Raw genomic sequence first — 14625 nt, forward strand, 5'->3', positions numbered from 1 at the left:
TTAGGCACGCCGCCAGCGTTCGTCCTGAGCCAGGATCAAACTCTCCAAGAAAGTTGATTAGCTCATAAAATAAAACGTTGGCTCGTTCAAAAAAAAACGAATATTATTGTTTGTTGACGTTTTTGTTTGTTTAGTTTTCAAAGATCGATTTCTTTATCGCCCGAAAGCGACTTTATTATCTTACCAAACAACCAACTCAAAGTCAATAACTTTTTTTATTAGTTGTTGTCGTCTCGGTGACGACTTTTACTATATTACAGCATATCATTTAGATGGTCAATACTTTTTTTCTTATTTTTTTCAAAGGAAAACCGCTGTTGTTTTCAGCGGCTTCAACTGTTAGATAATCCAATGCTGAATGGCTACTAATGCTAATAAGCCTGGGATGCCCAAAAAGCCTGAAACTGCAGAAGTGGCGAAGTTAATTGGTACATGAATGCCATAATGATTACCTGCAACATTGAGGAAGAACAAAAATAATGCCCCGATTAATAACTTTATGGCTGCTTGGCCCACAAAACGAGCAGGCTTAAAGGGAGCCCCCGAAAATAATAACAAAATAACTAGCCCGCCTAAAACGGAAATGACAACAATTGGTTCCAAAAAGTGATCCCCCTTCTTAGGTCCTTTATAAAACATATGTACAAGCTCAAAAAAATAGACCTGAGAAAAAGGAAAAGCCGTGGCACCCTCAATAAGTGCCACGACTAAATCTTACCTCATTAAAGTAACATTCCGTTCTTTTGCTTCTCTTAAAAGGAAGATATATTTCGCTTCTGCAATCTTTGTTTGACAAATCACTTCATCAGATGGGTCAAAGCTTTTTTCCAACAGCAGCTTTTCCTGCTGCCAATGTTCCTTATATTTGTTTAGCTGGATCAAAAACTTTTCATCATATTCTTTTCGAAGCCAGCCTTTACGCCGAAAAAACATATTCGAATCCTCCGGTCTTTTTTTGGTGCGATCCTATAATTCCCGCCGGCCCTCTAATGCTTTGGATAGGGTTACTTCATCTGCATACTCAAGATCCCCGCCAACCGGCAGACCGTGGGCTATTCTCGTTGTTTTAATGCCTGACGGCTTTAACAACCGAGAAATATACATCGCTGTTGCTTCGCCTTCGATATTTGGATTTGTTGCTAAGATGACCTCTTGCACAGTTTCATCCTGTAATCGTTTTAACAAATCCGGGATATTAATATCCTCTGGTCCAATCCCGTCCATCGGCGAAATCGCCCCGTGTAAAACGTGGTATAATCCGTTAAATTCCTTCATCTTTTCCATCGCGATCACATCTTTAGGATCTTGTACTACACATATTATGCCTTTATCCCGGCGTTGATCTTCACAAATATAACATGGGTCTTGATCGGTGATGTGGCCGCAGACCGAACAATAAGTAAGATTTCGTTTTGCATTCACCAATGCCTTTGCAAAATCAAGCACGGTGTCTTCCTTCATACTTAACACATAAAAAGCCAAGCGGGCGGCTGTTTTTGGACCGATGCCCGGCAGTTTCATAAAGCTGTCAATCAGCTTCGATATGGGTTCAGGATAGTGCATGGTAATATTCCTCTCTTAAAAAAAGCCAAAGTGCATGGTACCTACGCACTTTGGCTATATATTTTTATTAAAACGGTAAATTCATTCCCTTTGTAAATTGTCCCATTGTATTGTTTGTTAGTTCTTCTGCCTTTTTAAGGGCATCGTTTACAGCAGCAAGGACTAGATCCTGCAGCATTTCCACGTCATCTGGGTCAACTGCCTCCGGTTTAATTTGAACATCGACTACTTCTTTATGACCTGTTACCACGACAGTAACCATGCCGCCGCCAGCAGTTCCTTCGATTTTCTCCTCGCCTAATTTCTCTTGAGCTTCAGCCATTTGCTTTTGCATTTTTTGCATTTGCTTCATCATATTTTGCATATTACCCATTCCGCCACGCATCATTTTTAAATTACCTCCATTTTTTAGTCAATTATTTCAACAAACTCTTCGCCAAATAATTTTTTGGCCTCAGCAATATGAGGTTCTTCCTCATGTTCCGGTCCGCCGCTTTCTCCTTCTTCACCATGCTGTGTGCTCAGAAAGCTTTCCCGGATCGACATCCAGTGTTCCTCGGGTACTCCTAAGATTAAAAGCCTTTTACCGGTGAATTTATTTAAGGCCGCGGTAATTCCGTCGAGGAAATCCCTTCTATCCATCGCCATTTGACAAATCATTTCATGTTTAAATTTTATAATTAAAGCATCAGTCGAAGCTGCGACTGGCTCTGCTTCATTAAGTAAGGCCGCATGCGATTTGATTAAATTGGCCCGCATTTCGCCCCATTTACTCTTAATCTGATTTAAATCATTTTTGGTTGCCTGCTTTAACACTTCATTAATCTTACCTACAGGCGGCTGGAATCCTTTTCTCGAACTCCTCTGGGCAGTCTTTTGCGGTGCTGGAGCCGCTTCTTGCGCGGAAATCGCCACACCATTTTCCTTTAATTGCCTCAATTCATTTTCGAGCTGTTCAATTCTTGCTATCAAATGATCGACATTTGCTGGTGCCGCCCCAGATTGCATAGTTTGTGCTGCTTCCATTTGACATAGCTTTACAATCGCTACTTCTAAAAAAATCCTTGGGTGGTTTGTCCAGCGCATCTCCTGCTGTGTTTTATTAAGGAGATCAATGAGTTGATAGATTTGCTCAGTCGGAATCGCTTCAGCCATTTCGCGAAATTCATCATCCAGCATAACTCTTTCCAGGGATTCCTCGAGGTTGGGTGCTGTTTTATAAAGCAGCATATCACGATAAAACAAAATCATATCCTCGATAAATCGAGCCGGGTCCTTTCCGTGAAACAAAAGCTCATCTAATGCCTCTAACCCGCTAGCAACATCTTTATCCCGGAATGCCGCAGCTAATTTATTTAAAAATCCTTGGGATACTGAACCTGTTACCGTTAGAGCATCTTCAATCGTGACACGGTCATGACTGTAGGAAATCGCTTGATCCAATAAGCTTAAGGCGTCACGCATTCCGCCTTCAGCCGCCCTGGCAATCATCTGCAGGGCGTGCACGTCACAATTAACGCCTGTTTCATCGACAATCAACTTCATCCGATTGACGATGGAACCCGCGGTAATCCGCCTAAAATCAAAGCGCTGACACCTTGAGATAATCGTTAATGGAATTTTATGAGGTTCTGTTGTCGCCAAAATAAAGATTACATGCTTTGGCGGTTCCTCTAACGTTTTTAGCAGGGCATTAAAGGCACTAATCGATAGCATATGCACTTCATCGATAATATAGACTTTGTAGTTCACCGCAGTCGGAGCAAACTTCACTTTATCAAGAACATCACGCATCTCTTCGACTCTGGAGTTGGAGGCAGCATCAAATTCTAATACATCGGAAATCGTCCCATTAGTAATCCCGCGGCAGGCCGCACATTCATTGCATGGCTCTGAAACTGGAGCACGCTCACAATTGATTGCCTTTGCTAATATTTTAGCAGCACTTGTTTTACCTGTTCCTCTTGGTCCGGAAAAAAGATAGGCATGGGTGATCTTTTGTTGAAGCAGGGCATTTTGCAATGTCGTCGTTACATGTTCTTGTCCTACTACATCAATAAATTTCTGTGGACGCCAAACACGATATAATGCCTGATAAGACATACTACAATCGCCCCCTTCAAAAATTTTTCATCTTAACTATTATAACGTATCTATTTTCCTTTTTACAAAAAGAATAACAAAAAACTCATCCCTATTCTAGGATGAGTTTAATTATGTAAAATAAACTGCCGTGCACCTTCCTTCGACTGGCGCCCATAAGCGTTACTTAAGCAGTTAGCTCAGCCCAGGCACCCCTGCGGCACATGAGAGCGTCCACTTAATGCTGCTTCCTTCCGGACCTGACATGGTTCATGGATTCCCATTGCGCAGGACCCAGGCGTCAACACCACTTACTTAAGGCAGACCCTACAGGTCGCGAGCCTCAGAGAAGGGATTCAGTCCCGCTAGAGCGGATTGCGGGTACAGGGCACCGCTGCCTCCCCACCTAGCACGGCAAAGTTGATACCAAATATTAAGGCGTCGTATTTGACGCTTTTTTAGTATACATACAATCTCAGAAAAAATCAATCTTTATCCTTTGTAAATTACTGTAAATCTTTTAACAGTCCCTCATTTCTTTGCTGTTTCTCCCGTTTTTTTCTCTCTCTAATTTTTCGAAAAAAGTTAGAAAGCAATTGACCGCACTCCGTTTCCAATACTCCATTCACGACCTCGCTCTTGTGATTAAAGCGCTCATCCTCGAGGAGATTCATCAAGGTGCCCGCACAGCCGCCCTTAGGGTCCGCCGCACCGTATACGACTCTTCTTACTCTTGATAAAATAATCGCCCCTGAACACATCGGACAAGGTTCTAAGGTCACATATAAAGTCGTATCTTCAAGCCGCCATGTTCCTAATTCCTTGCAAGCTTGATCAATGGCAAGCAGCTCGGCATGGGCGATTGCATTTTGCTCACTTTCCCGCAAATTATGAGCCCTCGCAATCACTTTACCATCTAACACGAGTACCGCCCCTATTGGCACCTCATCTAGAGCCTCTGCGTTTTTGGCTTCCTTAATAGCTTCCATCATAAAAAATTCATCTTGATCTATATCTATCGCCATAAATAAACCGTCCTACCATTTATTTATCTACATTATAACATTTATCTGCACATGCCCTCATAGAATAGTTCTAGCGCATATACGTTGGGAGGTAATATGAATGCAAATTCATGTTGTCCAGAGAAATCAATCGTTAACGACCATTGCGAGAACATACCATACAACGGTTCAAGATATAGTTGAAGCAAACGAGCTTCCGAATCCAAATAATCTCGTGATTGGACAATCAATGGTTATTCCGATTGTCGGTCATTTTCATTTTGTTCAATCCGGAGAATCTTTAACCACTATAGGCAGAAGGTATGGTGTTTCAGCTCAGACACTTGCGACCGTAAATCGAATTCAAGTCAATCAGCCCCTCTCTGTTGGATATCGTCTCTATATTCCACCGGGAATAAAAAGAAATGCCGAGTTTAATGCGTACGTCGAGCCGCGCGGCGATACGGTTGCCCCTGTCCTGGAGGAAAGCGCTCGCGAAGCCGCACCCTATCTTACCTATTTAGCACCATTTAGTTTTCAAGCAAAACGTGACGGCACCTTGAAAGAGCCGTTACTAAATAACTTCCCTGCCATTGCCAGGGCCAACCGCAATGTTTTAATGATGGTCATCAACAATCAGGAAAATGATCAATTCAGCGATGAATTAGGACGCATTTTATTAACGAACATGCAGATCCAAGATAAGTTTCTCGACAATATTGTCGCGACGGCCAAAAAATACGGCTTCCGCGATATCCACTTTGACTTTGAATTTTTGCGCCCTGTCGACCGCGCGGCGTATAACAGCTTTTTAAGAAAAGCAAAGCAGCGATTCAACCGTGAGGGCTGGCTTATGTCTACCGCACTTGCTCCCAAAACGAGTGCAGACCAGAAAGGGAAATGGTATGAAGGCCATGATTACAAAGCTCATGGACAAATATCAGACTTCGTTGTCATTATGACCTATGAATGGGGATATAGCGGCGGCCCTGCAATGGCTGTATCACCGATTGATCAGGTAAAGAAGGTATTAGATTATGCGGTTACCGAAATTCCTTCAAATAAAATTTTGATGGGGCAGAACCTGTACGGATATGACTGGACGCTCCCATTTGTCCAAGGCTCAGTCGCCAAGGCAGTCAGCCCGCAGGAGGCCATCAAGCTCGCCGCACAGCATAATGTCCCGATTCAATATGACATAAAAGCGCAGGCTCCACATTTTAACTACACCGATAGCAGCGGAAAAAGACATGAGGTTTGGTTTGAAGATGCCCGCTCCATCCAAGCCAAATTTGACTTAATCAAAGCGATGAATTTGCGAGGAATGAGTTACTGGAAACTCGGTCTCTCCTTCCCGCAAAATTGGCTGTTGATCGTGGATAATTTCCATGTGACAAAACGTGGGACATAAAATATTTCTGACAAAAACTGCCCTCACTCGGCAGTTTTTTCATATATTTGACAAGAAACGACTAACTTCTAAATTTTCCATATCCCTTCCTGCAACAGATTGTGATAAAATATCATTTGTGTCAAAAGAATTACCATGACAAAAATAGAATAAATTATCCGGTTTATCCTGGTTAATCATAGAGAGTGCAGGCAGTTGGAGAAGGAGGACTTGCAATGGGGGATACACCCTTTATTACCGTTGAAGGGCCGATTGGTGTTGGAAAAACATCACTTGCAAAGGCCATTTCAGAACACTTTAATTTTGCTTTATTAAAAGAGATTGTTGATGAAAATCCATTCTTAGGGAAATTTTACGAAAATATTGAGGAATGGAGTTTCCAGACTGAAATGTTCTTTCTCTGCAATCGCTTTAAGCAATTAGGGGATATCAATAACCATTACTTAAGCCAAAACAAGTCAGTTGTAGCGGACTATCATATATTTAAAAATTTGATTTTTGCTTCTCGGACTTTGAATCCTGATGAGTACAATAAGTACTACAAGATTTATCAAATTTTAACGGAAGATATGCCAAAGCCAAATGTCATTATCTACTTAAATGCAAGTCTTGATACGTTACTCGGCCGAATAAAAATAAGAGGGCGCGAAGTAGAGAAAAATATCAGCCCATTATATTTAGAACAACTATCCATCGACTATGAAAATGCCATTACAAGCTTTGAAAAGGAACACCCGGAAATCCCTGTTCTTCGCTTTAGCGGCGATGAGTTGGATTTTGTCAAAAATGAAGCAGATTTAAATCATATTATTGAAAAACTATCATTATCGTTAAAAGAGAGCAGCTGGTCTAACACATTATAGAAACAGGGGGATGTTAGTGAGTATCGTTATTGGTGGTATGATTGGTCTTGGCAAGACAAGTGTGGCAGATACGTTAAATGCACACTTTAAAAATAAAGGAATTGAGAGCAAGGTATTTTACGAAACGGTGGATGATAATCCGATTCTTCCACTTTATTATGAATTGACACCTGAGGAATTAGATGCACGAAGAATTCCGTTCCTGCTTCAATTATTCTTTTTAAATAAACGCTTCAAAACGGTAAAAGAGTGTATTAATTGGCTTGAGCCTATTTACACCATTCAAGACCGGTCGATTTATGAAGATTGGTACTTTGCTTATGTGAATAAAACATTAGGCAGAATTTCGGATTTAGAATTTAAAATTTACGAAGATCTCGTGGAAAACATGATGGAGGAACTCAAGGAGCTTCCGAAAAAAGCACCGGATTTAATGGTTTACCTCAAGGGATCCTTTGATACAGTTATTGATCGAATTATGTCTCGCGGCCGCAGCTTTGAAATTAACCCAGAGTTAAAAGAGTATTATTTTGAAGTGTGGAAGGGCTATGATGATTGGGTATTAAATCAATATGATGCGAGTGAAGTATTAATTATTGATATGGATAGCACTGATGTCGTAAAAAGCAATGATGATGCCGAGCGCGTTTGCCGTGAAGTGGAAGAAAAATTAAACGAGATTTTAAATATAACAAAAACACCAATTGGCTGATAGCCAGTTGGTGTTTTTTCATCTTGCGGAGTGTTTTGTGAGTTTCTTAGTGACCGTTGGGCATAATTTTTTGCCTCTTCGGGCATTTGGAGCCTCTCCTAATTACCGTTACTCTTATTTTTGGGCCTCCTCGGGCATTTGGAACCTCTCCTAATTACCGTTACTCCCTTTTTGGGATATCCTACGGCATTTGAAGCCTCTCCTAATTACCGTTACTCCCTTTTTGGGACATCCTACGGCATTTGGAGCCTCTCTCTCAATTAAAAATCTCCTCTAAATAAAAAAAATCCGCTACATGTATATGTAACGAATTTTTATCTCCAGTTTTATGCGCGATTGTAAGTATATTGTGGCGGAGGAAGAGGGATTCGAACCCCCGCGCGGTTTAACCCGCCTGTCGGTTTTCAAGACCGATCCCTTCAGCCGGACTTGGGTATTCCTCCGTATCAACAAAAGATAATTTATCATAATATGACTAGCATGTCAAGAGGAAAAGTGGAAGCGCCTTGATCAGGGGAAAAAAGTAGTTCATTTTTTCCTAGGGGCGACAAGAATAAGACGTGCCGGCGGGAAGGTTGCTTTATAACCTTTTCGACGGATTGGCTTATGACCTCGAGCCCCTAGGCGCTGCAGCTAGACAATTCTCAAAGTTGCAATTTTTTTATAAAGGCTTAATGACCTCGCGGTTGCCCATATATGGTCGCAGTACGGCTGGAATCACGACACTGCCGTCTTCCTGCTGATAATTTTCCAAAATAGCAGCCACCGTGCGGCCAATCGCAAGGCCAGATCCGTTAAGTGTATGAACATGTTCAGGCTTTGCCTTAGGGTCGCGGCGGAAGCGGATATTAGCCCGTCTCGCCTGGAATGCTTCAAAATTACTGCAAGAAGAGATTTCGCGGTAAGTTCCATAGCTTGGAATCCAAACCTCAATGTCATACTTTTTCGCGGCAGTAAACCCTAGGTCACCCGTGCACATGCTTAGAACGCGGTATGGAAGTTCCAGAAGCTGCAACACTCTTTCTGCATCATTTGTCAGCTTTTCAAGCTCCTCATAAGAATCCTCAGGCTTCACAAACTTTACAAGCTCTACCTTATTGAATTGGTGCTGGCGAATCAACCCGCGGGTATCTCGGCCGGCTGAACCTGCCTCTGAACGGAAACATGCGCTGTACGCCGCAAAGCGGATTGGCAGCTCCTCGCCGCTTAAGATTTCATCACGGTGATAGTTGGTAACCGGCACCTCTGCAGTCGGAATGAGGAAATAATCTTCACTTTCAATTAAAAAGGCATCCTCTTCAAACTTCGGCAACTGCCCTGTGCCCGTCATGCTTGTTCGGTTTACCATGTATGGCGGCAGGATTTCGGTATATCCATGCTCATCAACATGCAAATCTAGCATAAAGCTCATTAACGCTCGCTCTAATCGTGCCCCAAGCCCTTTGTAAAAGACAAAACGGCTTCCAGTTACTTTTCCTGCCCGTTCAAAATCGAGAATTCCTAAATGGTCAGCTATATCCCAGTGTGGCTTTGCTTCAAATTCAAACTCACGCACTTGACCCCACTTTTTGATTTCGACATTATCATCTTCTGTTTCACCGACAGGAACAGATTCATGTGGAATATTCGGAATGCTGAGCAGCAATAATTCCAATGTCTCTTCTACACCTCTAAGCTCCTCATCTAGTGTTTTAATGCGGTCACCCACTTCGCGCATTTCCGTAATCAAATGATCAGCATCCTGTTTTTCGCGTTTTAATGCTGCAACCTGCTGAGAAACTTCATTCCGACGGCTTTTCAATTTTTCAGATTCAACAATTAGTTCACGTCGTTTTAAGTCAAGCTCTTCAAATCGGCCCAGATCTGTTAAATCTTCACCGCGATTTTGCAGCTTTTCTTTAACCTCCGCAAAATTCGCTCTTAATACTTTAATATCTAACATCCCACTACACTCCCTTTTTAAAAATAAAAACAAAAAACTCCCGCCCCAAAAACAGGGACGAGAGTTACCCGCGTTACCACCCTGGTTGACAGCCGAAACTGTCCACCTCAAAAACGTTAACGGTTTTGTACCGAAAGTACTTACTGGCCTTTACAAAAAAGACGTTCCGTACCTTACTCGAGGAGGGATTCACAAGCTTTATCCACCGGTTCACACCAGCCACCGGCTCTCTTCAAGAATAATCTTCTTGTTACTAGTTCCTCTCATTGCTTTAAACAATATGGATTTTGTATTACTTAATTTACTATATAATTTATCCAAATGCAACCAGTTCTATACTAATTGCTTTGCCTTTGCTTCCTTCACCATTTCCACGAAGTAAGCCGTGAGGCAAATTCCACGAAAAATGTCGGAATTAATTTTTTCCATAAAATCATTAAAGCAACAAAAAAGGATTCCTGTCAAGACAAGAATCCTTTTTTAAAATAGCTTATATTCCCATATAAACGTGAGGATTAAAACCAGCCCTTAACGGTATTGGCAATCCCGTGCCATACATCGCCGAAGAAATTGCCAATGCCTCTCATCATTAACACAAACCAGTTTGCCCTTTCAACATCCTGCGCCGCAATGACATCGACCTGAACCTTCTTTTGACCTTCTTCCGTTAAGAAGCTGACCTTTTCGCCATTTTTCGGTTGAACTGTTAACGTTCCAATCTTATCGCCTTTTTTAATTGGAGCTGTTAATTCACCTTTTTTATTCACCTTATTTTTATCTAATACCAAAACAGGTTTATACTCTTTCTTCTCACCATTTAAAATCACCATGTTGATGGCTGATTTGGTATAGATCTTTACCTGATCGCTTTTCCCTTTAATAACAGGGATTGTTTTGTGGTCCTTCACTTGATAATGCTTTGGAACCACTTCTTCTTTTGTGTAATTGCTAAACGCATAATCCATCATTTTTCTTGTTTCGTCGAAACGCGCCTTATAGCCGCCTTGGCCGCTAGCATCTTTGGCATTTTGTACAACTGTGATAAATCGCTTGCCATCACGGCTCGCCGTTCCGGTGAAGCAGTAGCCAGCGAAATCTGTTGTACCTGTTTTAAGCCCGTCCATACCTTCATAGCCGTACGTTAAAGATGGCAGCATCCAGTTCCAGTTATCCATCTTAATCTGGTCGGTTGTGCCTTCTCTAAAGGTTTTCTTTGGCGTACTTGCAGTTTTTAGTACTTCTGGGAAATCATTAATTAAATGGAACGCTAATTTGGCAACGGCACGAGATGACATTACGTTTTCATCCTCCGCACCTGTTCCTTCCGGCTGCATTCCATTGTAATCACGATTATTTAAACCAGTGGAATTAACGAATTTATAATCCTTCAATCCCAACTTCTTTGCTTTATCATTCATCATTTTAACGAAGTTCGTTTCCGAACCGCCAATTTTTTCAGCAATCGCAATGGTTGCGGCATTGGCAGAGTAAATCGCCATCGCCTCATATAACTCACGGATTGTATATTTATCATCTGGTCTTAATGGAACATTGGAAAGATCTGTTCTCTGGGAGATTTTATACACAAGGTCACTTGGAGTGTATTCTTGGTCCCATTTCACTTTCCCCTTTTTTACGGACTCTAGTAATAGATACTCCGTCATCATTTTCGTCATACTAGCAATTCCTAGTACAGTATCTGCATTCTTTTCGTATAAAACCTTACCTGTTTCTCCATCGACTAAAATCGCACCGTCTGCACTTACATTTAAAGCTGCTTCTGCCTTGGCTGAACTCGCCCCGGCAAATAGGCTGAAAAACAACATGATTGCCATGAAGCCGGCAATGCATTTTTGATAAACATGTTTGTTCACTATATATAACCCTCCAACGTTTTATTACACCTTGGTTATTTTATCATAACTGCCTAGTAAATCATAGACAGAGCATCGACCCATCTTACATCCATTTTTTGTACTAGGCAGGACTTTTTTCATAAAAAAACAGAGAGGCTCACTAGCCCCTCTGTTTAAAAATTATATGTTTGAATAGTTTGGTGCTTCTTTTGTGATTTGTACATCATGCGGGTGGCTTTCTCGTAGGCCTGCACCCGTCATTTTGATGAATTGTGCTTTTGTTCTTAAATCATACAGGTCTTTTGTTCCGCAATACCCCATTCCTGAACGAAGACCGCCAATCAGCTGGTAAATTGTTTCGGATAGTGGCCCTTTATATGGAATGCGGCCCTCAATTCCCTCTGGAACAAACTTTTTATTATCTTCTTGGAAATAACGGTCCTTTGAACCTTTTTCCATCGCGGCAACGGAGCCCATTCCCCGGTAAACTTTAAAGCGGCGTCCTTGGAAGATTTCCGTTTCTCCTGGGCTTTCAGTTACCCCAGCTAATAAACTTCCAAGCATGACGGCATGACCGCCGGCTGCGAGCGCTTTGACAATATCCCCTGAGAATTTAATTCCGCCATCGGCAATAATTGTTTTTCCATGCTTCATTGCTTCTGTTGCACAATCATAAACAGCGGTAATTTGTGGAACACCTACACCTGCAACGACCCTTGTGGTACAAATTGAACCTGGTCCAATTCCCACTTTCACAACATCGGCCCCCGCTTCAATCAAGTCCTTTGTAGCTTCAGCAGTGGCCACATTTCCTGCAATAATGGTCAATTCAGGATATTCTTCTCTAATTTGTTTAACCGTGTCGAGAACGCCCTTTGAATGCCCGTGTGCGGTATCGACAACAATGACGTCTACGCTTGCCTTAACAAGCTTATCGACACGTTTCATAGTATCGCTTGTAACGCCGACAGCTGCACCGGCTAATAAACGCCCTTGGCGGTCTTTGGCTGAGTTAGGGAACTCAATGACCTTTTCAATATCTTTAATGGTGATTAGTCCTTTTAGGACACCTTGATCATCCACTAGCGGAAGCTTTTCAATTTTGTGCTTTTGAAGGATTTTTTCAGCTTCCTTCAATGTTGTGCCTACTGGTGCAGTAACAAGATTTTCTTTTGTCATCACGTCAGAAATTTTAAAAGAGTAATCTTGGATAAAACGCAAATCACGGTTGGTAATAATTCCAATCAGTTTTTGCTCATCCATGTTATTTACGATCGGCACACCTGAAATTCGGTATTTCCCCATTAAATGCTCTGCATCATATACTTGGTGATCTGGGGTTAGGTAAAATGGATCGCTAATTACTCCACTTTCTGATCTCTTTACCTTTTCAACCTGCTCAGCCTGCTGTTCAATGGTCATATTCTTATGGATAATCCCTAAGCCGCCTTGTCGGGCAATTGAGATTGCCATTTCCGATTCGGTAACAGTATCCATACCCGCACTGATAATCGGGATATTAAGCTTTACATTAGGCGATAACTCTACTTGTAAATTCACATCTCTCGGCAAAACTTCAGACTTACCAGGAATCAACAACACATCATCAAACGTTAAACCTTCTTTTGCAAACTTAGTTTCCCACATTTTAACGGCCTCCAGGACAAAAAATTTTATTTGTAGGTTAACAATTGGACAAAATACTGTCAAGGAAGAAGTATTAATTTGATTTTTCTGAAAATAGGTGATTGTATTTTGGATATTCAATATAAGGATTGGAAAAGCTTTGCCTGCTTCTTTTCAGCAGAATACTGCCAAGCTTTTTTAAGAAAATGTTACCAAAAAAGCGGAGTCGAAAATCCTGAACAAAAAAGTTATGAAAACGGTTATGCCTTTCTTTATTATCTTGAACATGGACAAATATATTATGAACAGGCTGAAAAATCCCCGCTTATTTTAAAACCAATTCTTCTTTTTTATGGTCTCGTTCATTTAATTAAAGCATGCATTTTAACCATAGATCCTGCCTATCCTGAAACGACAGCTGTTTTAGCACATGGAGTTTCCACTCGAAAAAGAAAAAAACAAAATTATCTATTCTTTCAGGATGAGGTGAAGATACAAAAAAACGGCCTTTTCCCCTATATGTCAGAAAAAATGTTTCATGTGAAACAATTGGAAGGGGAAAAAGTCTTCATGGAGGAATTACTACAGCTTATACCAGAGCTGGATGATTTATACTTTTTAATTGAGGGCAAGAGAACTTTTGCAAAACTACAAAAGCAAGGTGAGCAGCTTATAATTCCTGAGATGGTTTTGGATCACTTTCACATGACAGTTGGGCGGTTTAAAGAGTTTTTTGCTTCGAAGGTTGCTAATGAGGTTGAGTTTTTGGGGGAAGGGCTTAGATTTTCGGCTGGTGAGAAGGTTCTTTCAGGTGTTTCCCCGGTGAAGTTTAATTTGGAAAATAACTCCTATGGATTGCCGCTTCATAAAAGTAATCTTTTTAATTTTCCTGAGCTGCTGATCCATTATTTATTGTTGTATAACCTGAGTATGATTGCTCGTTATGAAACGGAATGGTGGAGTGAATTAACGAAAATGATGCCGAATCGGGATTATCCGTTTATTGATACGTTTTTGGGGATTACGATGAAAAAGGGTCCATTTTTGGTTTATCAGTATTTGATGGGGTGAGAGACAATTCGGTGAGGTTTGATTCTTAATTTTGTCTTTCATTTGGGTTATGAAAGTGAGTTTTTGGGGTGGATCGGTAGGAAGTTCTGTCCTTAACAGGATTGAGGGCTATTACGGACTGGGCCTTCTATTTTTCCACTCTCGAGTCTCCTATAAGCGCTATGGCGGACTCGGTTTTTCATTATTCCACTGCCCGTGTCCCCTATAATTGCTTTTGTGGACTTGACCTTTCATTTTTCCAATACCCATGTCCTCTATAAGCGCTTTAGTGGACTCGGCCCTTTATTTTTTCAGTTCCCATGTCCACAATAAAGTCCTATTTTCATTTTACGAAAAAAGATTAATCCCAATACAAAAAGACAACCCCCTCGGATTGTCTCTTTTAATTGCCTGGCAATGTCCTACTCTCACAGGGGCGCGTGCCCCAACTACCATCGGCGCTGAGAAGCTTAACTTCCGTGTTCGGTATGGGAACGGGTGTGACCTTCTCGCCAT

Annotated in this window: 13 protein-coding genes, 1 tRNA gene, 1 rRNA gene, 1 other RNA gene and 1 other annotated feature; of the genes, 4 read left to right on the forward strand and 12 right to left on the reverse strand. The window is 41.5% G+C overall.

The window, feature by feature from the left end:
* Nucleotides 1-339: 339 nt before the first annotated feature.
* The 7 genes from AC59HZ_RS30695 to tadA form a co-directional block, all read right to left on the reverse strand.
* Entirely contained in the window at nucleotides 340-603 is a 264-nt protein-coding gene (locus AC59HZ_RS30695) for a pro-sigmaK processing inhibitor BofA family protein (protein ID WP_223596733.1), read from the reverse strand.
* Between the two features lie 111 nt (nucleotides 604-714).
* The gene (locus tag AC59HZ_RS30700; protein ID WP_496549498.1) at nucleotides 715-933 is read right to left on the reverse strand and encodes a YaaL family protein; all 219 of its coding nucleotides are present in this window, start codon (nucleotides 931-933) and stop codon (nucleotides 715-717) included.
* A gap of 33 nt (nucleotides 934-966) precedes the next feature.
* Nucleotides 967-1563 carry a recombination mediator RecR gene (gene recR / locus AC59HZ_RS30705; protein WP_335715320.1) on the reverse strand — a complete coding sequence of 199 codons (597 nt, stop codon included), beginning with the start codon at nucleotides 1561-1563 and terminating at the stop codon, nucleotides 967-969.
* 67 nt (nucleotides 1564-1630) lie between these two features.
* Nucleotides 1631-1951: a YbaB/EbfC family nucleoid-associated protein gene (locus AC59HZ_RS30710; RefSeq protein WP_335715321.1), complete on the reverse strand. Its 321-nt coding sequence runs from the start codon at nucleotides 1949-1951 to the stop codon at nucleotides 1631-1633.
* A gap of 20 nt (nucleotides 1952-1971) precedes the next feature.
* A complete protein-coding gene (gene dnaX / locus AC59HZ_RS30715) occupies nucleotides 1972-3666 on the reverse strand; it encodes a DNA polymerase III subunit gamma/tau (RefSeq protein WP_496549499.1) in 1695 nt (564 codons plus the stop codon).
* 128 nt (nucleotides 3667-3794) lie between these two features.
* Nucleotides 3795-4060, reverse strand: an RNA gene (gene ffs, locus AC59HZ_RS30720) — signal recognition particle sRNA large type.
* A gap of 91 nt (nucleotides 4061-4151) precedes the next feature.
* Nucleotides 4152-4664: a tRNA adenosine(34) deaminase TadA gene (gene tadA / locus AC59HZ_RS30725; RefSeq protein ID WP_496549506.1), complete on the reverse strand. Its 513-nt coding sequence runs from the start codon at nucleotides 4662-4664 to the stop codon at nucleotides 4152-4154.
* A gap of 106 nt (nucleotides 4665-4770) precedes the next feature.
* Here tadA and AC59HZ_RS30730 point away from each other — a divergent pair, with 106 nt between their 5' ends.
* The 3 genes from AC59HZ_RS30730 (at nucleotide 4771) to AC59HZ_RS30740 (ending at nucleotide 7635) form a co-directional block, all read left to right on the forward strand.
* Nucleotides 4771-6060 (forward strand): glycosyl hydrolase family 18 protein, encoded by a 1290-nt coding sequence (locus AC59HZ_RS30730; protein ID WP_496549500.1) that lies wholly within the window; start codon nucleotides 4771-4773, stop codon nucleotides 6058-6060.
* A 215-nt stretch (nucleotides 6061-6275) separates the two neighbouring features.
* Complete coding sequence (locus AC59HZ_RS30735) at nucleotides 6276-6923, forward strand: deoxynucleoside kinase (protein WP_496549501.1); 648 nt, start codon at nucleotides 6276-6278, stop codon at nucleotides 6921-6923.
* A 16-nt stretch (nucleotides 6924-6939) separates the two neighbouring features.
* Nucleotides 6940-7635 carry a deoxynucleoside kinase gene (locus AC59HZ_RS30740; protein WP_496549502.1) on the forward strand — a complete coding sequence of 232 codons (696 nt, stop codon included), beginning with the start codon at nucleotides 6940-6942 and terminating at the stop codon, nucleotides 7633-7635.
* A gap of 350 nt (nucleotides 7636-7985) precedes the next feature.
* On the opposite strand, the gene AC59HZ_RS30745 is transcribed toward AC59HZ_RS30740, so the two are convergent.
* From AC59HZ_RS30745 to guaB, 4 genes are all read right to left on the reverse strand, one after another.
* A tRNA-Ser gene (locus AC59HZ_RS30745) sits at nucleotides 7986-8078 on the reverse strand.
* A gap of 218 nt (nucleotides 8079-8296) precedes the next feature.
* Nucleotides 8297-9577, reverse strand: a complete 1281-nt coding sequence (gene serS / locus AC59HZ_RS30750; RefSeq protein WP_496549503.1) for a serine--tRNA ligase — start codon at nucleotides 9575-9577, stop codon at nucleotides 8297-8299.
* Nucleotides 9578-9627: 50 nt separating this feature from the next.
* Nucleotides 9628-9853: a binding site (T-box leader), on the reverse strand.
* Between the two features lie 239 nt (nucleotides 9854-10092).
* Nucleotides 10093-11412, reverse strand: a complete 1320-nt coding sequence (locus AC59HZ_RS30755; RefSeq protein ID WP_496549507.1) for a serine hydrolase — start codon at nucleotides 11410-11412, stop codon at nucleotides 10093-10095.
* 201 nt (nucleotides 11413-11613) lie between these two features.
* Nucleotides 11614-13080 carry an IMP dehydrogenase gene (guaB, locus tag AC59HZ_RS30760; RefSeq protein WP_496549504.1) on the reverse strand — a complete coding sequence of 489 codons (1467 nt, stop codon included), beginning with the start codon at nucleotides 13078-13080 and terminating at the stop codon, nucleotides 11614-11616.
* A gap of 108 nt (nucleotides 13081-13188) precedes the next feature.
* Here guaB and AC59HZ_RS30765 point away from each other — a divergent pair, with 108 nt between their 5' ends.
* Entirely contained in the window at nucleotides 13189-14130 is a 942-nt protein-coding gene (locus AC59HZ_RS30765) for a YaaC family protein (protein ID WP_496549505.1), read from the forward strand.
* A 388-nt stretch (nucleotides 14131-14518) separates the two neighbouring features.
* Here the strand turns inward: AC59HZ_RS30765 and rrf are convergent.
* Nucleotides 14519-14625: ribosomal RNA gene (gene rrf / locus AC59HZ_RS30770) — 5S ribosomal RNA — on the reverse strand; the annotation flags it as partial.

It is taken from the genome of Neobacillus sp. DZ-9, assembly GCF_059587065.1.